The organism is Serratia plymuthica NBRC 102599 (assembly GCF_001590925.1).
Lineage (GTDB): Bacteria > Pseudomonadota > Gammaproteobacteria > Enterobacterales > Enterobacteriaceae > Serratia > Serratia plymuthica.
This window is the reverse complement of sequence record NZ_BCTU01000033.1, coordinates 30,992-49,565: the sequence shown is the minus strand read 5'-3', so window position 1 is coordinate 49,565 and position 18,574 is coordinate 30,992. Positions and strand designations below refer to the sequence as shown.

Genomic DNA, 18,574 nt, shown 5'->3' with positions numbered 1-18,574 from the left:
ACGATGTTAGTATTTGGCAATCAAGACGCTTAGATGGCTAAATGAAGAAAAGATCTAACTATATAAGCAAATCATTCTAAGCTTCACCTGCTGGACCACCTTACTGACCGGGAAAAATAATGACAGAAAATCCGCAACTTATAGCGTTATTGGCTGCCTGCCACTGGATTGGCGAAAAGGGCTGGTGCCCGGCGACCGGCGGCAATATGTCGCTGCGTCTCGACAATCAACGCTGCCTGGTGACCGAATCCGGCAAGGATAAAGGCAGCCTGACCGAAACGGACTTCCTGCTGGTGGAAACCGCGACCAATCATGTGCCGAGCGGTCGCACGCCTTCGGCGGAAACCGGCCTGCATACCCTGATTTACCGGCTGTATCCGCAGATAGGTGCAGTACTGCACACCCATTCGGTGAATGCGACCGTACTGTCGCGCGTTGAACGCAGCGATGGCCTCTTGTTGCAGGGCTATGAAATGCAAAAATCGCTCGGCGGCCAGAGCAGCCATCTGGACAGCGTGATTATTCCCATTTTCGATAACGATCAGGATATTCCGCGGCTTGCGGCGCGCGTGGCGGCGTATGCTGAAGTGACGCCACTGCAGTACGGTTTTCTGGTTCGTGGACACGGCCTGTATTGCTGGGGCCGCCAGGTCGCGGAAGCCCGTCGTCACCTTGAAGGGCTGGAGTTCCTGTTCCAGTGCGAACTGCAACGCCGTTTACTGGAGGCTAAATGATCCGCGCCATCGTCACCGATATTGAAGGCACCACCAGCGATATTCGCTTCGTGCACCAGGTGCTGTTTCCCTATGCGCGTGAGCGGCTGGCCGAGTTTCTCCGTCAGCACGCTGCAGATGCCGAAGTGGCCGCACCGCTGGCCGCGCTGCGGCAGGAGATTGAGCAACCGCAAGCGGACATTGAGCAACTGATTGCCGCGCTGTACCGTTTTATGGATGAAGATCGCAAATCCACCGCGCTGAAGGCGCTGCAGGGCATCATTTGGCGCAGCGGCTACCGGAACGGTGATTTTCGCGGCCATCTGTACCCGGAAGTGGCTGGGCAGCTGGCCGCCTGGCAGCAGCAAGGGTTGAAACTGTACGTCTACTCTTCCGGCTCGGTGGAGGCGCAAAAGCTGCTGTTCGGCTACAGCGACGCCGGGGATTTACAGCCGCTGTTCAGCGGCTACTTCGATACCCACGTCGGCGCCAAGCGTGAAACCGCTTCGTACCAAAATATCGCCGCTGAAATCGGCATTGCGCCCGACGAGCTGTTGTTTCTTTCCGACATTCATCAAGAGTTGGACGCCGCACGCGCCGCAGGCTGGCGTACTTGTCAGTTGATCCGCGACGACGCCGATGCGCAGAGCCGGCACCCGCAGGTTAACCGTTTTGATCAGATCGATTTAGGGGAGTTTGCCTCATGAGTGGATTGACCATTTTCAGCGATAAAGAGCCGCAGCAGCCGTTATGGCAAAGCCAGGATGCCGAGGCCATTCAACGGCAACTGACGCAAATTGGCGTGCGCTTCGAGCGCTGGCAGGCGGATCGCGAACTGGGTGAAAACCCGGAGCCGGCGGCGGTGATTGCCGCCTATCAGCACGAGATTGATCGGCTGGTGGCGGAGAAGGGTTATCAGAGTTGGGACGTGATCAGCATGCGTCCGGATAATGAGCAACGCGAAGTCTTGCGCAGCAAATTTCTTTCCGAACATACGCACGGCGAAGATGAGGTGCGCTTCTTTGTGGCCGGCGCGGGGCTGTTCTGCCTGCATCTGGATGGCAAGATCTTCCAGATCCTGTGCGAGAAGAACGATCTGATCTCGGTACCGGCCAATACCCGTCACTGGTTCGATATGGGGTCGGCGCCCAACTTTACTGCGATCCGCGTCTTTGATAACCCGGAAGGTTGGGTCGCGCATTTCACCGGCGACAGGATCGCCGATGCCTATCCGCGCCTGGATTAACGTTTAACGGGGCGGCTTTTGCGCCCCGTTATTGATTACCCCAGTGCCCGCTGGAAGATCCCGTCATTGACCTGTTGCGGCGTAATCACGCCGCTGTCGAACACCCAACCGCTAATCAGCGCCGCAGGCGTCACGTCAAACGCCGGGTTATAAACCGGGGCATCGGCAGGCGCCCACTGGCATGATCCGAAACTGCCGGAGACGCCGGTCACTTCGGTTGCGGCCCGTTGCTCAATCGGGATGGCCGCGCCGTTCGGGCAGTGCGGATCGTGGGTGGTGTGCGGGGCGGCCACGTAGAACGGAATGCGGTGATAGTGCGCCAACACCGCCAGGCTGTAGGTGCCAATCTTGTTGGCGACGTCGCCGTTGGCGGCAATGCGGTCTGCGCCAACCCACACCGCATCTACCTGGCCCTGCGCCATCAGGCTGGCGGCCATCGAATCGCAAATCAGCCGGTAGGGAATGCCGAGCTCGCCCAGTTCCCAGGCGGTGAGGCGACCGCCTTGCAGCAACGGACGGGTTTCGTCGACCCATACCTGCTGTACTTTCCCTTGCTGATGGGCGCGCAACAGCACCCCGATAGCCGTGCCGATACCGGCGGTCGCCAGGCCACCGGTATTGCAATGGGTCAGCAGGCGGCTGCCGGGCTGTACCAGTTCCGCGCCGTGATCGGCGATCCGATCGCACAACTTACGGTCTTCTTCCACCAGTCGCAACGCTTCCTCCACCATCGCAGGCACCCACTGCGGTTGTGCCAGAGCCTGCTTCATGCGGTCCAGATTGTTCATCAGATTAACCGCCGTCGGGCGCGAGGCGCGTAAGGTGGCCAAGGCTTGCTCCAGTTCTTCACGCGGCAGACCACGTTCCGCCAGCAGCGCCAGCAACAGGCTGGCGGACAGGCCGATAAGCGGTGCGCCCCGTACCCGCAAGGTGAGGATATGATCGACCAACTCTTCTACGGTGTCACATTGGCGCCACTGTTTTTCCTGCGGTAAAGCCTGCTGATCGAGGATCCAAAGTCGGTTGTCACTCAGGGTCAAACTGGTGGTGTTAAGCGATTGCATCGGCAGTTAAATCCTTGTTGCGTTGTTATTGCATCTGAAAAGGTATTCTGCCAACATGCCATACGGATGTATAGACGTCCAAATGCTTTTACGTCTAAAAAATAACATCGCTGCGTCAGTGAGAAAAATCAGAGGGGTTGGGAATGTCGCTTTATCGTACCTTTACTGCTGCCGATGCCGTTGAATATGCCCGCCAATACGGGCAGTTGGCCGATCCGCAGGCGCTGGTGAGCGCTGACGAGATTGGTGACGGCAACCTGAACCTGGTGTTCAAAATCCGCGATCGCGACGGCGTAAGCCGGGTGATCGTCAAACAGGCGTTGCCGTACGTACGCTGCGTGGGCGAATCCTGGCCGCTGACCCTGGATCGGGCGCGCATTGAAGCGGAAACCCTGCTGATCCACGGCGGCGTTTGCCCACGGCATACGGTGAAGGTGCTGCATCACGATCCTGAATTGGCAGTGATGGTGCAGGAGGATCTTTCCGATCACCATATCTGGCGCAACGAGCTGATCAAAGGCCACTATTACCCGTTGGCGGCCGGACAACTGGCGGAATATCTGGCGCAAACCCTGTTTCATACCTCCGATTTTTACCAGACGGCGCAAGAAAAAAAGACCGAGGTCAGCCGCTTCACCAACCCTGAGCTGTGCCAGATCACCGAAGATCTGTTCTTTACCGATCCCTATATCGATCACGAACGCAATCAGTTCGACGAGGCGCTGCTGCCGCAGGTGCGAGCGCTGCGTGACGATACCGCGCTGAGGCTGGCGGTGGCCGGGCTGAAGCACCGTTTCCTCAGCAAGGCGGAAGCGCTGCTGCATGGCGATATTCACAGCGGCTCGATTTTTGTTGCGGAAGGCAAGTTGAAGGCGATAGATGCCGAGTTTGGTTTCTATGGCCCGATAGGTTTTGACGTCGGCAGCGCGTTGGGTAACCTGTTGCTGAATTACTGCGGCCTGCCTGGCCTGTTAGGGCCGCGCGATGCCGCCGCCGGGCGGGAGCAGCGCCTGCAGGACGTGCGTGAACTCTGGCTGATTTTTGCCGATCGCTTCCTGGCATTGTGCCACCAACAAACCCGCGAGATAGCTCTGGCGGTACCGGGCTATGCCGAACAGTTCCTGCAGCAGGTATGGACCGATGCCATAGGTTACTGCGGCAGCGAGCTGATCCGCCGCACTATCGGTCTGGCACACGTCGCCGATCTGGACAGCATCAGCGATGCCGAAATGCGCGCCGAATGCCAGCGCAGTGCCCTGAGCCTGGGCCGTGCGCTGATCGTCAACGCGGCGCAGATTGAGCATATCGACGCACTGCTGGCGCGTATCCGCCAGAACGGCTAGGCGTTGTTTGGGCACCGCCGGCAGGAAGAGGGTGCTCATGGATCTCTGCCTAACAACCAACAGGCGGGGCGAACCCCGCCGTTGGGTTGCCTTACCCTTCGGATTCGTAAGCCAAAATGGCCGCAACCTCCGTGTCTCCCAGTTTGATGCGCAGTTCACATAGCGAACCGCGAGTGATCAACATGAACGCAATCAGCGTCATGCAGATAATCATCAGCCTCAGAACGACCCGTTCCTGCTGCATTTCTGACCTCCTTATCCTTGCCTTCCGGCGGGTAAGAGGCTAACCTGATGTTGCTTAGACATTCAGAGTGGCCTCGGGTTGATAATATCGACTCGGGGCCTTTCTCTTTCTATCCGTTGCTTATGCCCCGGAAAGAAAGATCCAGAGCACCCGCTATGCAGTCTATCCGATTATTCTCGAAGTTAAATTAGCCGTTCTGGCAAGGCTGCGAGCCGCCGCGCATTTTGCTGCAGCACAAAAAGAAAAAGGGGCGATAATCATCGCCCCTGGGTGAATGGGAGTAACGCTGTTACGCTGCTTCGGTGTGCTGCTGGCGTTTAGACGGCGCTACCGGCTTTTCCGGCTTGTTGGCCGCCAGCGCATCCGGCTCGAAGTCATCTACGTTGATGGAACGCAGGCGGCTCTCTTCGGCTTTCACCAGGATCTTCGCTTCATCGGCGCTGATCTTGCCTTCTTCCAGCGCACGCTGTGCCAGGCGATCCAAACGGGTAAACGGCAGGTTTTTGCCGCTTTCCTTGCACAGGCGCAGATGAATCGGCTCGGCGGCAATGACGTCAGCCAGCGCGGCTTCCAACAGGCCAACCGGGTTATGCTCGCTTGGCGTCAGGTACTGGCCACGGCCCAAACGGCTGCGGGTTGCGGACGGCTGTTGGATGATCTTGGCCAACTGGTGGTCCAGACGGTCAGAAGGTGCGGTATGCACGCGGCCGAACGGGAAGATCACGAAGCGCATCGCGCCGGCGATAAAGCGGTTCGGGAAGTTGCGCAGCAGATCGTCCAACGCCTGTTCTGCCTGATGCAGACTGTCCTGCACCCCCCAGTGTACCAGTGGTAAATCTTCTTTCTGACGGCCTTCATCCTCAAAACGTTTCAGCGTCGCGGAAGCCAGGTACATCTGGCTGAGAATATCCCCCAGACGGGCGGAGATACGCTCGCGGCGTTTCAGGCTGCCGCCCAGCACGCCCATGGAGACGTCCGACAGCAGCGCCAGGTTCGCGCTCAGGCGGTTCAACTGTTGGTAGTAACGGCGTGTCGCATCTTTGGTCGGCGTGCTGCTGGTGCGGCCATTGGTCAGGCCCAGCCAGAAGCTGCGTACCTTGCTGCTGCCCACGTGGCCCAGATGGCCGAACAGCGATTTGTCGAAGGCGTTCAGATCATTGCTTTGCGCAGCCGCCATTTCGTCCAGTACGTAGGGATGGCAGCGTATGGCGCCCTGGCCGAAGATCATCATGGTGCGGGTCAGGATATTGGCGCCTTCAACCGTGATGGCGATCGGTGCGCCCTGGTAGGCTCGGGCCAGGAAGTTGGATTTGCCCAACATGATGCCTTTACCGCCGGCGATATCCATTGCATCAATGATTGCCTGCTGGCCTCTGTGGGTACAGTGGTATTTCACGATGGCTGACAGCACCGCCGGTTTCTCGCCCAGCATCAGGCCGCTGGTGATAAGCGTTGCCGCCGCATCCATCACATAGGTGTTACCGGCGATACGCGCCAACGGCTCTTCGATGCCTTCCATCTTGCCGATAGAGATCTTGAACTGACGGCGGATATGGGCGTAAGCGCCAATGGCCAGCGCCATAGACTTCACGCTGCCGGTCGAGTTGGAAGGCAGGGTGATGCCGCGGCCTACCGACAGACACTCAACCAGCATGCGCCAGCCCTGGCCGGCCATTTTTGGCCCGCCGATGATGTAATCGATAGGCACGAACACGTCGCTGCCGCGGGTTGGCCCGTTCTGGAACGGTACGTTCAGCGGGAAGTGGCGATTGCCGATTTCAACGCCTGGGGTGCTGGTCGGGATCAACGCACAGGTGATGCCCGGGGATTCGTTATCGCTCAGCAGACGGTTCGGGTCATGCAGTTTGAACGCCAGGCCCAGCACGGTCGCGACCGGCGCCAGCGTGATATAGCGTTTGTTCCAGGTCAGGCGCATGCCCAATACCTGTTCGCCTTGCCACTCGCCCATGCAGACGGTGCCGACATCCGGAATAGCGCCGGCGTCTGAACCCGCTTCCGGGCTGGTCAGGGCAAAACAAGGGATCTCGTCGCCGCGCGCCAGGCCTGGCAGGTAGTGGTTTTTCTGCTCGTCGGTGCCGTAGTGTTGCAGCAGCTCGCCAGGGCCGAGGGAGTTTGGCACGCCGACGGTGATTGCCAGAATACCGGAAACGCCGGACAGTTTTTGCAGCACGCGCGCCTGGGCATAAGGAGAGAAGTCCAGGCCGCCGTATTCTTTCTTGATGATCATCGCAAAGAAGCGGTGTTCTTTCAGATAGGCCCACAGTTCCGGCGGCAAGTCGGCCAGTTCATGGGTGATCTGGAAGTCGTTCGCCATGCGGCAGGCTTCTTCCACCGGGCCGTCGATAAACGCCTGTTCTTCGGCGGTCAGTTGCGGTTTCGGGTAGTTATGCAGTTTGTTCCAGTCCGGTTGGCCGCGGAACAGATCGCCTTCCCACCAGGTGGTGCCGGCTTCGATCGCTTCTTTCTCGGTGGTGGACATCGGCGGCATGACTTTGCGGAACGCGCGCAGCGCCGGAGCGGACAGCATCGAACGGCGCAGGGAAGTCACGTTCAGCGGCAGAAGGACGATCGCCAGCGGCAGTAGCATCCAAAAGGTCCACAGGCCGATAGCGCCCATGGCGGCGGTGTATGCCAGCAGAATGAGGCTACTGAGGGTGAGGTTCACTCGGTGATAAAACATCACACCAATGAGTGCCAGTAAAACAACAATACTAAGAACCATCATAAGAAGCTCCGAAGTAGTAAGAGGTCTGACCTGTTGTATGTATGTAATAGGTTTTAGTACAACCCCATATTTTTATCAATGCATTTACAGTTTAATTACAACTCAAGTCACAAACTGAGCGCATCAATAATCAAAAACCTCACTCGTACCTCAACCGGCGCGCTGTTTGGCTTACAGTGCTTCTCGGTTTTTCCCCGATCCGGTACACTGCGAAGCGGAAGATTGACGATAACAAGAGGTTCCTCATGTACCACGACCTTATTCGCAGTGAACTGAACGAAGCGGCCGATACCCTGGCGAAATTTATCAATGACGATGCCAATATCGACGCCATTCAACGCGCGGCAGTGCTGCTGGCCGATTCCTTTAAAGCCGGTGGGAAAGTGATTTCCTGTGGCAACGGCGGCTCCCACTGTGACGCCATGCACTTTGCCGAAGAACTGACCGGTCGCTACCGCGAAAACCGCCCGGGCTATCCGGCGATTGCCATTTCCGATGTCAGCCACCTGTCTTGCGTCAGCAACGATTTCGGTTACGAATACGTGTTCTCACGTTACGTGGAAGCGGTAGGCCGCGAAGGCGACGTATTGTTGGGTATTTCCACTTCGGGCAATTCGGGCAACATCATTAAAGCTATCGAAGCAGCGCGTGCCAAAGGGATGAAAGTGATCACTCTGACCGGCAAAGACGGCGGTAAAATGGCCGGCTCCGCCGATGTGGAAATCCGCGTACCGCATTTCGGCTACGCTGACCGTATTCAGGAAATCCATATCAAAGCGATTCACATCTTGATTCAGCTGATTGAAAAAGAGATGGTTAAAGCGTAATGGCTTCAGGGGGCATGCCGCCCCCGCGACATTTTTAGGGGCGCCGCATGCTGCGCCCGCATAGACAGTGCCAGTGTGGGTAAGGAGTGGCAAGCGATGTGTGAACTGCTCGGGATGAGCGCGAACGTACCGACCGATATCTGCTTTAGCTTTACCGGGCTGGTTCAGCGCGGTGGCCGTACCGGGCCACATAAAGATGGCTGGGGCATTACCTTCTATGAAGGGAACGGCTGCCGTACGTTTAAGGATCCCCAACCGAGTTTCGATTCGCCGATCGCCCGCCTGGTGCAGGAGTACCCGATCAAATCCTGCGCGGTGGTCTCGCATATCCGCCAGGCCAACCGCGGCGAAGTGGCGCTGGAAAATACCCACCCCTTTACCCGCGAACTGTGGGGCCGCAACTGGACCTACGCGCACAATGGTCAGTTGAAAGGCTATCGCCAGTTGGAAACCGGCACTTTCCGCCCGGTGGGCCAGACTGACAGCGAATATGCGTTCTGCTGGCTGCTGCATCAGCTTTCCCTGAAATACCCGCGCACCCCAAGCCGTTGGCCGCCGGTATTCCGCTATATCGCTTTGCTGGCGGATCAACTGCGCAAGAAAGGGGTATTCAATATGTTGCTGTCGGACGGGCGTTTTGTGATGGCCTACTGCTCCACCAACTTATATTGGATCACCCGCCGCGCGCCGTTTGGCAAAGCCACGTTGCTCGATCAGGATGTGGAGATTGATTTTCAGCAGCAGACCACACCTGACGATGTGGTCACCGTGATTGCTACCCAACCGCTGACGGCGAATGAAACCTGGCACAAGATTGCGCCAGGCGAGTTCGCATTATTTCACTTCGGTGAGCGGCTTGGTTTGAGCGAAGGGGTTGGTGCTGGCAGCGGGAGCCGTTGACGCGTACTGCGTCATCTGGTTGCTGCTCATGACGGGCTGACCCAGCACGTACTGGCCATTGGAGACGCTGACCACCGGTGGCTGGTGATTCTTGACGAAGTAGTCGTAGCCCGGTTTCAACTGGTTCCAGAAGGCGATATCGCTGGATGTGCGGTGACGCTTCAGGTTCTGTTCGGTCATGCGGAACGGATAGATGCTGATATCGATCCGGTTCTGACCATAAGCGAATGCGGCTTCTACGTAACGGTAGATCTCATCCATATAGGTGTTGGTCATCGCGTAACAACCAATCGATTTACATTCGCCGTGGATCATCAGATAAGCGCCGGAATAACCCTGCGACTTGTCGTAATCGTTCGGGAAGCCGATATTTATTGCGCGATAATATTTGCTGTCGGGTTTCAGATGGCGTGCGTCGACGCTATAAAAACCTTCCGGGCTTTTGAAGTCGCCTTCACGGCGTTTCGGGCCGAGTCCGCCGGAAAAATTACAGATGCGGAAGGAGTTCACCAGACGGAATTCGTTGCCCATTTTGGCATACAATTCCAGCGTGCGTTCTTCTTTGAAGATCTGAATATAGACCGGTGAACCTACTAATTGCTGTTTAACTACCGGTGCCTCGGGAACCTGCTCGCTGGCGCTGCAGGCCGTGATCATCGGCATAGAAAAAAGCATCGCAAACAACAGCGCGATTTTGCTCATTATTATTCCTGCTTATATTTATCTGCTGGCTCAATGAACTCGGCCGGCATGCCACTGATTATTGTTTTACTGCGTTAAAACCCCGCCAGATTACCAGTGTGTTTTTTTTTAGCAATATGCGATATGTATAAAAAAACTACAAACTTCGATAAAAGTGAATCGACAGGCAGTTTTTAACGATTGGTGATGCAAAACAGCAGAAATTTAATTGCATTTGCTTGACTCAGGTCACTGCTCAACGCAGAACAAAGTGGTGAAAAATGTTAATATTCCGGCTCCAATTAACCTGTTGTTGCAGTTGCATAAGAAGGCCTTGAGCTTATCTCCATGGCGATAACATGGGCTCTGCGGCAACAAGGTATTAACAGCGTTTTTGTCGAGAAAACCTTTTTTATCGTGCCAAACGAGGCCGGCGGGAGTTAATCAAGGGAATGTGCGTAACCCCATTTTATCGGCGCGAAAAAATTCATGTTGAGCGTGATGCCGTTGCGCTTAACCCGGAGGCTGCCGTTGCAGTCTCATCATCCAGGCATCGTCAGCACCAGCCTCTGGGGCCGGTAAGACGTGTAAACCTAGCCAACATCGTATAAATCCTATGATTAAAATCAGAAAAGGGTTAGATCTGCCCATTGCCGGAGCCCCGGTTCAGGCGATTCAGGACGGCCCACCAGTTCAGCATGTTGCCCTGCTTGGGGAAGAATACGTCGGCATGCGCCCTTCCATGTTAGTGCAGGAAGGCGATACCGTTAAGAAAGGCCAGGCGCTGTTCGAAGATAAAAAGAACCCCGGGGTTTTCTTCACGGCTCCCGCCAGCGGGCGCATTGCGGCAATCAACCGCGGTGAGCGCCGCGTGTTGCAGTCCGTGGTGATTGCGATAGAAAACAGCGGTGACGAGCAACTTGAGTTCGCTCATTATCCGGTCGCCGAACTGGCGGAGCTGTCGCGAGAACAGGTTGAAGGCGAACTGATCGCCAGCGGCCTGTGGACCGCACTGCGCACTCGCCCCTTCAGTAAAACGCCGTGTCCCGGCACCACCCCGCGCGCCATCTTCGTGACCGCCATGGACAGCCAGCCGTTGGCCGCCGATCCGCAGGTGATCATTGCCGGGCAACGGGAGGCCTTTAACGCCGGGCTGGCGGTGCTGGCGCGCCTGACCGACGGCAAGCTGCACGTTTGCCACGCCGCAGGTGCGAATCTGGGCAAACAGCCTGGCGCGCAGATAACCTACAACGAATTCGCCGGCCCGCATCCCGCCGGGCTGGTGGGCACCCACATTCACTTCCTCGAACCGGTCAGTTTGAAAAAAACCGTCTGGCATATCGGCTATCAGGACGTCATCGCCATCGGCACGCTGTTCACCACCGGCCATCTCGACACCCGTCGGGTGGTGGCGCTGGCCGGGCCGCAGGTGGAACAGCCGGTGCTGCTGCGTACCCGGTTGGGCGCCAGCATTGAGCAACTGACCGCCGGTCGCCTTAAAGGCGGCGAAAACCGGGTGATTTCCGGCTCGGTACTGAGCGGTACTCATGTCGCAGGCCCGAATGCGTATCTCGGCCGTTTTCACTCGCAGGTTTGCGTGCTGCAGGAAGGGCGTGATAAACAGCTGTTCGGCTGGATCGCGCCTTCGCCGGACAAATTCTCCATCACCCGCACCACGCTGGGCCACTTCCTGAAAAATAAGCTGTTCGCCTTCTCGACCACCACCCACGGCGGCGAGCGCGCAATGGTCCCGATCGGCAACTACGAACGGGTGATGCCGCTGGACATTCTGCCGACTCTGCTGCTGCGCGATCTGCTGGCGGGCGATACCGACAGCACGCAGGCGCTGGGTTGTCTGGAGCTGGATGAGGAAGATCTGGCGCTGTGCACTTTCGTTTGTCCGGGCAAGTATGAATATGCGCCGGTGCTGCGCGACGTGCTGACCAAGATTGAGCAGGAAGGATAACCGATGGGCCTGAAGAACTTTTTTGACAAGATCGAGCATCACTTCACGCCGGGCGGCAAGCTGGAAAAGTGGTACCCGCTGTTTGAAGCGACTACCACGGTGTTTTACACCCCCGGTCTGGTGACGCGCGGCGCTTCGCACGTGCGCGACGCCATCGATCTGAAACGCATGATGATCCTGGTGTGGCTGGCGGTATTCCCGGCGATGTTCTGGGGTATGTACAACGTCGGCCAGCAGGCCATTCCGGCGCTGCACCATCTGTACAGCGGCGAGCAACTGCAGCAGGTGCTGGCGGGCGACTGGCACTACCGGCTGGCGCAATGGCTGGGGGCGTCGCTGGCGGCGGATGCCGGTTGGATCAGCAAAATGGTGCTGGGCGCCTGCTACTTTATGCCGATCTACGCCGTGGTGTTTCTCGTCGGCGGTTTCTGGGAAGTGCTGTTCGCGGTCATCCGCAAGCATGAGATTAACGAAGGTTTCTTCGTCACCTCTATTTTGTTTGCGCTGATTGTGCCGCCAACGCTGCCGCTGTGGCAGGCGGCGCTGGGCATCAGCTTCGGCGTGGTGGTGGCGAAAGAGATTTTCGGAGGCACCGGGCGCAATTTCCTCAACCCGGCGCTGGCGGGGCGCGCTTTCCTGTTCTTCGCCTATCCGGCGCAGATCTCCGGTGACCTGGTGTGGACCGCCGCCGACGGCTTCTCCGGCGCGACGCCCTTGGCGCAATGGAGCGTGGGCGGGGCGCACAGCCTGAGCAACGTAGCCACCGGCCAGTCGATCAGTTGGATGGACGCCTTCCTCGGCAACATCCCGGGTTCGGTCGGTGAGGTCTCCACGCTGATGATCCTGATCGGCGGTGCGATTATCCTGTTTGGCCGCGTGGCTTCCTGGCGCATTGTCGCCGGCGTGATGCTCGGCATGATGGCAACCGCCTTCCTGTTCAACAGCATCGGCTCCGCCACCAACCCGCTGTTCGCCATGCCGTGGTATTGGCATCTGGTGTTGGGCGGCTTTGCCTTCGGCATGATCTTTATGGCCACCGACCCGGTTTCCGCCGCCTTTACCAACAAGGGAAAGTGGTGGTACGGCATCCTGATTGGCGTGATGTGCGTGTTGATCCGGGTGGTCAACCCGGCCTACCCGGAAGGCATGATGCTGGCGATCCTGTTCGCCAACCTGTTCGCGCCGCTGTTCGATTATCTGGTGGTGCAGGCCAACATCAAGCGGAGAAAAGCCCGTGGCGAATGAATCTAAAAACGACACTATCGGTAAAACGCTGCTGGTGGTGCTGCTGCTGTGTCTGGTGTGTTCGGTAGTGGTGGCGGGTTCCGCCGTCGGCCTGAAGTCCAAACAGCAAGAGCAAAAGCTGCTCGACAAGCAGCGCAATATCCTCGACGTGGCTGGCCTGTTGCAGCCGAAGATGGAAGGCGAGCAGGTCAAGGCGCTGTTCACCCAGCGCATCGAACCGCGTCTGCTGGATTTGAACAGCGGCGAGTTTGTGGCGGGCAATGCGGCGGCGTTCGATCTGGCCGCTGCGCTGCGTGACGATGCCAAAAGCGTCGCCTTGTCGGCGGGCGAAGATCCGGCCGGCATCAAACGCCGCAGCAACCGGGCGGAGATCTATCTGGTGCGCGATAACGGCGGGGCGGTGAACCAAATCGTGCTGCCGGTCTACGGCACTGGCCTGTGGTCGATGATGTACGCTTTTGTGGCGCTGGACAGCGACGGCAACAGGGTGAAAGGCATCACGTATTACGATCAGGGGGAAACCCCGGGCCTGGGCGGTGAAGTTGAGAATGCCGGTTGGCGCCAGCAGTGGATCGGTAAAAAGCTGTTTGATAACGACGGCAAGCCGGCGATCCGCGTGGTGAAAGGCGGGGCACGCCCGGGGGATGAGCACGGAGTGGATGGTTTGTCCGGTGCCACGCTGACCTCCAACGGCGTGCAGCACACTTTTGATTTCTGGCTGGGCGATCAAGGTTTCGGCCCATTCCTGAAAAAAGTTCGTGAGGGAGCGCTGAAAAATGGCTGATTCCAAAGAGATTAAGCGGGTCCTGCTCGGGCCGCTGTTTGACAACAACCCGATAGCCTTGCAGGTCCTCGGGGTGTGTTCCGCGCTGGCGGTGACCACCAAGCTGGAAACGGCGGTGGTGATGACCATCGCGGTGACCCTGGTCACGGCGTTCTCCAGCTTCTTTATTTCCCTGATCCGTCACCATATTCCGAACAGCGTGCGCATCATCGTGCAGATGGCGATTATCGCTTCGCTGGTGATTGTGGTCGATCAGCTGCTGCGCGCCTATGCGTTCGAGATTTCCAAGCAGCTGTCGGTGTTTGTCGGCCTGATCATCACCAACTGTATCGTGATGGGGCGCGCCGAAGCCTACGCCATGAAGTCACCGCCGATTGAAAGCTTTATGGACGGTATCGGCAACGGGCTGGGTTATGGGGTGATTCTGGTGCTGGTCGGTTTCCTGCGCGAGCTGATTGGTTCGGGCAAGCTGTTTGGCATTCCGGTGCTGGATACGGTGCAGAACGGCGGCTGGTATCAGCCGAACGGCCTGTTCCTGCTGGCGCCGAGCGCGTTCTTTATCATCGGCCTGCTGATTTGGGTGCTGCGCACCCTGAAGCCCGCACAGATCGAAAAGGAGTAACGGCCGATGGAACATTATATCAGTCTGTTTGTGCGCGCGGTGTTCGTCGAGAACATGGCGTTGGCGTTCTTCCTGGGGATGTGTACCTTCCTCGCGGTGTCGAAGAAGGTGTCGACCGCCTTCGGTCTGGGCATCGCGGTGACCATAGTGCTCGGCATCTCGGTGCCGGCGAACAATCTGGTCTACAACCTGGTGCTGCGCGATGGCGCGCTGATGGAAGGCGTCGATCTGAGCTTCCTCAACTTCATTACCTTTATCGGCGTGATCGCGGCGTTGGTGCAGATTCTGGAGATGATCCTCGATCGCTTCTTCCCGTCGTTGTACAACGCACTTGGCATTTTCCTGCCGCTGATCACCGTGAACTGCGCCATTTTCGGCGGCGTGTCCTTCATGGTGCAACGCGACTACAACTTCGCAGAATCGGTGGTGTACGGCTTCGGCTCCGGCACCGGCTGGATGCTGGCGATTGTCGCGATGGCGGGGATCCGCGAAAAACTCAAGTATGCCAACGTCCCCGCAGGGCTGCGCGGTCTGGGCATTACCTTTATCACCACCGGGCTGATGGCGTTGGGCTTTATGTCCTTCTCCGGTGTTCAGTTGTAAAGGCGGGAAGAATCTATGGAAATTATTTTAGGCGTCGCGATGTTTACCGGCATCGTTATGGTGCTGGTACTGCTGATCCTGTTCGCCAAATCAAAGCTGGTGAACACCGGTGACATTGCGGTGGAAGTTAACGGCGATCAGGGCAAGAGTTTTAACGCCCCGGCGGGCGACAAACTGCTGAACATGCTCTCCAGTCAGGGGATCTTCGTGTCCTCGGCCTGCGGCGGTGGCGGCTCCTGCGGCCAGTGCCGGGTGGTGATTAAAGAGGGCGGCGGCGATATCCTGCCGACCGAACTTTCGCACATCAACAAGCGCGAAGCGAAAGAAGGCTGCCGCCTGGCCTGCCAGGTGAACGTGAAGCAGAATCTGAAAATCGAGTTGCCGGAAGAGATTTTTGGCGTGAAAAAGTGGGAGTGCGAGGTTATCTCCAATGATAACAAAGCCACCTTTATCAAAGAGCTGAAGCTGAAAATCCCCGATGGCGAGGATGTGCCGTTCCGCGCCGGCGGGTTTATCCAGATAGAAGCGCCTGCCCACGACATCAGCTATGCCGATTTTGACGTGCCGGAGGAGTACCGCGGCGACTGGGACAAGTTCAACCTGTTCCGCTACCGCTCGGCGGTGAACGACACCACGGTGCGCGCTTACTCAATGGCGAACTACCCGGATGAAAAAGGCATCATCATGCTCAACGTGCGTATCGCCACGCCGCCGCCGCGCGCGCCGGACGTGCCGCCGGGCATTATGTCCTCCTATATCTGGTCGCTGAAGGCCGGCGACAAGGTGACCATCTCCGGGCCGTTCGGCGAGTTCTTCGCCAAAGACACCGATGCCGAAATGATCTTTATCGGCGGTGGCGCCGGCATGGCGCCGATGCGTTCGCATATCTTCGATCAGCTCAATCGCCTGAACTCGAAGCGCAAAATCACCTTCTGGTACGGCGCGCGTTCGCTGCGTGAAATGTTCTACGAGGATGATTTCAACCGGCTGCAGGCGGAGAATGAAAACTTCACCTGGCACGTGGCGCTGTCTGATCCCCAGCCTGAGGATAACTGGACCGGCTACACCGGCTTTATCCATAATGTTCTGCTGGAGAACTATCTGAAGCACCACCCGGCGCCGGAAGACTGCGAGTTTTATATGTGCGGCCCGCCGATGATGAACGCCGCGGTGATCAAGATGCTGAAAGATCTGGGGGTCGAAGATGAAAATATCATGCTGGATGACTTTGGTGGCTAAATGCGCATAGGGGCAATGAAGGGCTGGATGACGGCGGTGGCGTTGGGCGCCACGTTGTTGTTGACCGGGTGCGGGCCGGAGCAGGTGAATCTCGATGGCAAAACCATGGGGACCTCTTATTCGATCCGTTATGTCACCGGCGAAGGCACGCCGTCGGCGGCCAGAATTCAGGCGGAGATCGACAAACGCCTGGAGTTGGTGAACGATCAAATGTCCACCTACCGGCCTGGCTCGGAACTGAGCCGCTTCAACGCCAGCCGCGAGGTGGGCAAGCCCTTCCCGGTCTCGGCCGCGACCACCGAGGTGGTGCTGGAAGCGTTGCGCATTAACCGCGTGACCGACGGCGCGCTGGACGTGACCGTCGGGCCGCTGGTCAATCTGTGGGGCTTTGGCCCGGAAGGGCGGCCGGACAAGGTGCCGAGCGCTGCCGAACTGGAACAGCGCCGCGCCTGGACCGGCATCGACAAACTGTCGGTGCAGGGCAACGCACTGGTGAAACACATCCCGGAACTGTATGTCGATCTCTCGTCCATCGCCAAAGGCTATGGCGTGGATGTGATAGCCCAGTACCTGCAATCGCAGCAGGTGAAAAATTACATGGTGGATATCGGCGGCGAGGTGCGTACCCGCGGCTACAACGGTGAGCAGAAACCCTGGCGTATCGCCATTGAGCGGCCGACGGCCGGCGTGGAGCAAAAAGCGCAGTTGGTGATCCAGCCGGGCGAGATATCAATCGCCACCTCAGGGGATTACCGCAACTACTTTGAGCAAGACGGCGTGCGCTACTCGCACACCATAGATCCGATCACCGGTCGGCCGATCCATCATCATCTGGTTTCGGTCACCGTACTGAGCCCGACCTGTATGGCCGCCGACGGCCTGTCGACCGGGCTGAACGTGCTGGGGCCGGAACGAGGTATGGCGTTGGCCAACCTGATGGGGATCCCGGTGTTCATGATTGTGAAAACCGCCAACGGATTTGAAGAGCGCTACTCTGAGGCGTTTAAACCCTATCTGAAAAAGATCTTATGAGGCCGCTATGTTGACGGTATTTATCGCCACCTTCGTGCTGTTTCTGCTGGTGATCGGCGGCATGTCGCTGGGCTATGTGTTCAAGCGCAAAAGCCTGCAGGGCAGTTGCGGCGGCATCACTTCGCTGGGGATGGAAAAGGTCTGCGACTGCCCGGAGCCCTGTGATGCGCGCAAGAAGCGCGAAGCCAAAGCGGCGCTGCGGCGGCTGCAGTTGGAAAAACACCGGATCATCTGACTACAAGGGGCGCACGTGGCGCCCCTTTCTCTACCGGCTATTTGGCCTTGCGAAAGTTTTTCGCGTCGGCCGGTGAGTTGACCATCACCCCATCGGCCCCCAGCGCCAGTGCCTGTTGGTATTCCGCCGGTGAATTGACGCCGAACAAAATGATGTGCACCGGACCTTGCGAACGGAAACAATCGATCGACTCTTTATCCCAGGTCAGAAACGCTTTCGAGCGCCCTTCGCCCAAAGTGTATTTCTCCACCACTTCCACTTCACGTTTCAGCTCCAGCCCGTACCAGCGCGGTTGCTGATTATCCGCTTTCAATTCGCACTGGTGCGCCATGGTGATATTGGCCAGCAGGGTGCGGGTTTCGTCGCGGCTTTCAAAGCGTTTGATCTGTGGCGGCAGCGCTTGCAGGTATTTGGCATCGGTAGAATACACGCGGGTACGGTTCAGGCTGTCGGCCTTTTCCAGCGTCGCCAGTAGCGCTTTGCCAAATTGCGCCGGATCGGCGTCCGGCGACTTGATATCCAGATAGAAGGTCACCTTGGGGAAAGCCTCCAGGATCTCGTCCAGACGCGGGATACCTATGCCTTTGCCGCGAAACGGATGCGTTTCACCTTTTGCGAATGACCAGCCGGCATCCACTTTGGCCAGTTGATCGGCAGTATGGGCGGAGACTGGTCCCTGCTCGTTGGTCAATGCTTTGAGATCGGAAGGGCGGTACAGCACGATCGCGCCGTCTTTGGATTGCTGCAGCGTAATCCAAATGGCGTCGGCGCCATTTTTCAGGGCAGTTTCAATCGCGATGCGGGTATTTTCCGGCGCGTCTGCGGTGCCGCCGCGGTGGGCGATAATGGCTGGGGCATGGCCGACGGCGGCACCCGTCGCCAGCGAAACCAGCGACAGTGCGGAAGCCAACAGCAAATGGGAAAACCTGATCATGCGGAATACCTTTTATGATGTCCCCGTCGTCTTTCGAGCCGCAGCCTTGTGAGCCGCCGCATGAAATCCATAGGGTACAAGGATGAGAGAGTAAGTCAGCGGAAATCATACTATTGAAAAATTAAGCTTTTTTAACAACGCGGAAATATC

Annotated in this window: 19 protein-coding genes; 14 read left to right on the top strand and 5 right to left on the bottom strand. The window is 57.8% G+C overall.

From position 1 onward, the window contains the following. The first annotated feature begins 119 nt into the window (after positions 1-119). From SPL01S_RS20890 to SPL01S_RS20880, 3 genes are read left to right on the top strand one after another with little or no spacing between them, the layout of a single operon-like run. Complete coding sequence (locus SPL01S_RS20890; RefSeq protein WP_063202610.1) at positions 120-734, top strand: methylthioribulose 1-phosphate dehydratase; 615 nt, start codon at positions 120-122, stop codon at positions 732-734. Next, entirely contained in the window at positions 731-1,420 is a 690-nt protein-coding gene (gene mtnC, locus SPL01S_RS20885) for an acireductone synthase (RefSeq protein WP_063202608.1), read from the top strand. Before SPL01S_RS20890 ends, mtnC begins: the two co-directional genes overlap by 4 nt. Continuing rightward, positions 1,417-1,959: a 1,2-dihydroxy-3-keto-5-methylthiopentene dioxygenase gene (locus tag SPL01S_RS20880; RefSeq protein WP_063202606.1), complete on the top strand. Its 543-nt coding sequence runs from the start codon at positions 1,417-1,419 to the stop codon at positions 1,957-1,959. The genes mtnC and SPL01S_RS20880 overlap by 4 nt, the downstream gene beginning before the upstream one ends. A 35-nt stretch (positions 1,960-1,994) precedes the next feature. Here the strand turns inward: SPL01S_RS20880 and mtnA are convergent, their stop codons facing one another. Next, positions 1,995-3,023 carry an S-methyl-5-thioribose-1-phosphate isomerase gene (mtnA, locus tag SPL01S_RS20875; protein WP_063202604.1) on the bottom strand — a complete coding sequence of 343 codons (1,029 nt, stop codon included), beginning with the start codon at positions 3,021-3,023 and terminating at the stop codon, positions 1,995-1,997. 143 nt (positions 3,024-3,166) lie between these two features. Here mtnA and mtnK point away from each other — a divergent pair, with 143 nt between their 5' ends. Then, the gene (gene mtnK, locus SPL01S_RS20870; RefSeq protein ID WP_063202602.1) at positions 3,167-4,366 is read left to right on the top strand and encodes an S-methyl-5-thioribose kinase; all 1,200 of its coding nucleotides are present in this window, start codon (positions 3,167-3,169) and stop codon (positions 4,364-4,366) included. Between the two features lie 91 nt (positions 4,367-4,457). On the opposite strand, the gene SPL01S_RS20865 is transcribed toward mtnK, so the two are convergent. Both SPL01S_RS20865 and fadE read right to left on the bottom strand, forming a co-directional pair. Further along, a complete protein-coding gene (locus SPL01S_RS20865) occupies positions 4,458-4,610 on the bottom strand; it encodes a Hok/Gef family protein (RefSeq protein ID WP_004949052.1) in 153 nt (50 codons plus the stop codon). A gap of 289 nt (positions 4,611-4,899) precedes the next feature. After that, positions 4,900-7,356, bottom strand: coding sequence for an acyl-CoA dehydrogenase FadE (gene fadE / locus SPL01S_RS20860; RefSeq protein ID WP_063202600.1), 2,457 nt, complete (start codon positions 7,354-7,356; stop codon positions 4,900-4,902). 245 nt (positions 7,357-7,601) lie between these two features. On the opposite strand from fadE, the gene lpcA reads away from it, so the two are divergent. Continuing rightward, the gene (gene lpcA / locus SPL01S_RS20855; protein WP_004949058.1) at positions 7,602-8,183 is read left to right on the top strand and encodes a D-sedoheptulose 7-phosphate isomerase; all 582 of its coding nucleotides are present in this window, start codon (positions 7,602-7,604) and stop codon (positions 8,181-8,183) included. Between the two features lie 96 nt (positions 8,184-8,279). Further along, complete coding sequence (locus tag SPL01S_RS20850) at positions 8,280-9,083, top strand: class II glutamine amidotransferase (protein WP_004949060.1); 804 nt, start codon at positions 8,280-8,282, stop codon at positions 9,081-9,083. On the opposite strand, the gene dpaA is transcribed toward SPL01S_RS20850, so the two are convergent. After that, positions 9,018-9,785 carry a peptidoglycan meso-diaminopimelic acid protein amidase gene (dpaA, locus tag SPL01S_RS20845; RefSeq protein WP_063202597.1) on the bottom strand — a complete coding sequence of 256 codons (768 nt, stop codon included), beginning with the start codon at positions 9,783-9,785 and terminating at the stop codon, positions 9,018-9,020. The two genes, SPL01S_RS20850 and dpaA, sit on opposite strands and share 66 nt — an antisense overlap. Before the next feature lie 595 nt (positions 9,786-10,380). On the opposite strand from dpaA, the gene SPL01S_RS20840 reads away from it, so the two are divergent. The 8 genes from SPL01S_RS20840 to nqrM are packed head-to-tail and all read left to right on the top strand — an operon-like array spanning position 10,381 to position 17,490. After that, a complete protein-coding gene (locus SPL01S_RS20840; protein WP_063202595.1) occupies positions 10,381-11,730 on the top strand; it encodes a Na(+)-translocating NADH-quinone reductase subunit A in 1,350 nt (449 codons plus the stop codon). A gap of 3 nt (positions 11,731-11,733) precedes the next feature. After that, positions 11,734-12,975 (top strand): NADH:ubiquinone reductase (Na(+)-transporting) subunit B, encoded by a 1,242-nt coding sequence (locus tag SPL01S_RS20835; protein ID WP_063202593.1) that lies wholly within the window; start codon positions 11,734-11,736, stop codon positions 12,973-12,975. Next, positions 12,965-13,759 (top strand): Na(+)-translocating NADH-quinone reductase subunit C, encoded by a 795-nt coding sequence (locus SPL01S_RS20830; RefSeq protein WP_063202591.1) that lies wholly within the window; start codon positions 12,965-12,967, stop codon positions 13,757-13,759. The genes SPL01S_RS20835 and SPL01S_RS20830 overlap by 11 nt, the downstream gene beginning before the upstream one ends. Further along, positions 13,752-14,381, top strand: a complete 630-nt coding sequence (locus tag SPL01S_RS20825; protein ID WP_004949071.1) for an NADH:ubiquinone reductase (Na(+)-transporting) subunit D — start codon at positions 13,752-13,754, stop codon at positions 14,379-14,381. The genes SPL01S_RS20830 and SPL01S_RS20825 overlap by 8 nt, the downstream gene beginning before the upstream one ends. Before the next feature lie 6 nt (positions 14,382-14,387). Further along, the gene (gene nqrE / locus SPL01S_RS20820) at positions 14,388-14,984 is read left to right on the top strand and encodes an NADH:ubiquinone reductase (Na(+)-transporting) subunit E (protein WP_004949072.1); all 597 of its coding nucleotides are present in this window, start codon (positions 14,388-14,390) and stop codon (positions 14,982-14,984) included. Between the two features lie 15 nt (positions 14,985-14,999). Next, on the top strand, positions 15,000-16,223 hold the full coding sequence (nqrF, locus tag SPL01S_RS20815; RefSeq protein ID WP_006321304.1) for an NADH:ubiquinone reductase (Na(+)-transporting) subunit F: 1,224 nt from the start codon (positions 15,000-15,002) through the stop codon (positions 16,221-16,223). Then, a complete protein-coding gene (locus SPL01S_RS20810) occupies positions 16,224-17,255 on the top strand; it encodes an FAD:protein FMN transferase (protein WP_063202588.1) in 1,032 nt (343 codons plus the stop codon). A 7-nt stretch (positions 17,256-17,262) separates the two neighbouring features. Further along, the gene (nqrM, locus tag SPL01S_RS20805) at positions 17,263-17,490 is read left to right on the top strand and encodes a (Na+)-NQR maturation NqrM (protein ID WP_063202586.1); all 228 of its coding nucleotides are present in this window, start codon (positions 17,263-17,265) and stop codon (positions 17,488-17,490) included. Between the two features lie 37 nt (positions 17,491-17,527). On the opposite strand, the gene SPL01S_RS20800 is transcribed toward nqrM, so the two are convergent. Next, positions 17,528-18,424: a glycerophosphodiester phosphodiesterase family protein gene (locus SPL01S_RS20800; RefSeq protein ID WP_063202584.1), complete on the bottom strand. Its 897-nt coding sequence runs from the start codon at positions 18,422-18,424 to the stop codon at positions 17,528-17,530. Positions 18,425-18,574 lie beyond the last annotated feature (150 nt).

Excerpts from the sequence above, each read along its gene's own strand:
- SPL01S_RS20890 (WP_063202610.1), top strand. The coding sequence starts at position 120 with ATGACAGAAAATCCGCAACTTATAGCGTTATTGGCTGCCTGCCACTGG.
- mtnC (WP_063202608.1), top strand. The coding sequence starts at position 731 with ATGATCCGCGCCATCGTCACCGATATTGAAGGCACCACCAGCGATATT.
- SPL01S_RS20880 (WP_063202606.1), top strand. The coding sequence starts at position 1,417 with ATGAGTGGATTGACCATTTTCAGCGATAAAGAGCCGCAGCAGCCGTTA.
- mtnA (WP_063202604.1), bottom strand. The coding sequence starts at position 3,023 with ATGCAATCGCTTAACACCACCAGTTTGACCCTGAGTGACAACCGACTT.
- mtnK (WP_063202602.1), top strand. The coding sequence starts at position 3,167 with ATGTCGCTTTATCGTACCTTTACTGCTGCCGATGCCGTTGAATATGCC.
- SPL01S_RS20865 (WP_004949052.1), bottom strand. The coding sequence starts at position 4,610 with ATGCAGCAGGAACGGGTCGTTCTGAGGCTGATGATTATCTGCATGACG.
- fadE (WP_063202600.1), bottom strand. The coding sequence starts at position 7,356 with ATGATGGTTCTTAGTATTGTTGTTTTACTGGCACTCATTGGTGTGATG.
- lpcA (WP_004949058.1), top strand. The coding sequence starts at position 7,602 with ATGTACCACGACCTTATTCGCAGTGAACTGAACGAAGCGGCCGATACC.
- SPL01S_RS20850 (WP_004949060.1), top strand. The coding sequence starts at position 8,280 with ATGTGTGAACTGCTCGGGATGAGCGCGAACGTACCGACCGATATCTGC.
- dpaA (WP_063202597.1), bottom strand. The coding sequence starts at position 9,785 with ATGAGCAAAATCGCGCTGTTGTTTGCGATGCTTTTTTCTATGCCGATG.
- SPL01S_RS20840 (WP_063202595.1), top strand. The coding sequence starts at position 10,381 with ATGATTAAAATCAGAAAAGGGTTAGATCTGCCCATTGCCGGAGCCCCG.
- SPL01S_RS20835 (WP_063202593.1), top strand. The coding sequence starts at position 11,734 with ATGGGCCTGAAGAACTTTTTTGACAAGATCGAGCATCACTTCACGCCG.
- SPL01S_RS20825 (WP_004949071.1), top strand. The coding sequence starts at position 13,752 with ATGGCTGATTCCAAAGAGATTAAGCGGGTCCTGCTCGGGCCGCTGTTT.
- nqrE (WP_004949072.1), top strand. The coding sequence starts at position 14,388 with ATGGAACATTATATCAGTCTGTTTGTGCGCGCGGTGTTCGTCGAGAAC.
- nqrF (WP_006321304.1), top strand. The coding sequence starts at position 15,000 with ATGGAAATTATTTTAGGCGTCGCGATGTTTACCGGCATCGTTATGGTG.
- SPL01S_RS20810 (WP_063202588.1), top strand. The coding sequence starts at position 16,224 with ATGCGCATAGGGGCAATGAAGGGCTGGATGACGGCGGTGGCGTTGGGC.
- nqrM (WP_063202586.1), top strand. The coding sequence starts at position 17,263 with ATGTTGACGGTATTTATCGCCACCTTCGTGCTGTTTCTGCTGGTGATC.
- SPL01S_RS20800 (WP_063202584.1), bottom strand. The coding sequence starts at position 18,424 with ATGATCAGGTTTTCCCATTTGCTGTTGGCTTCCGCACTGTCGCTGGTT.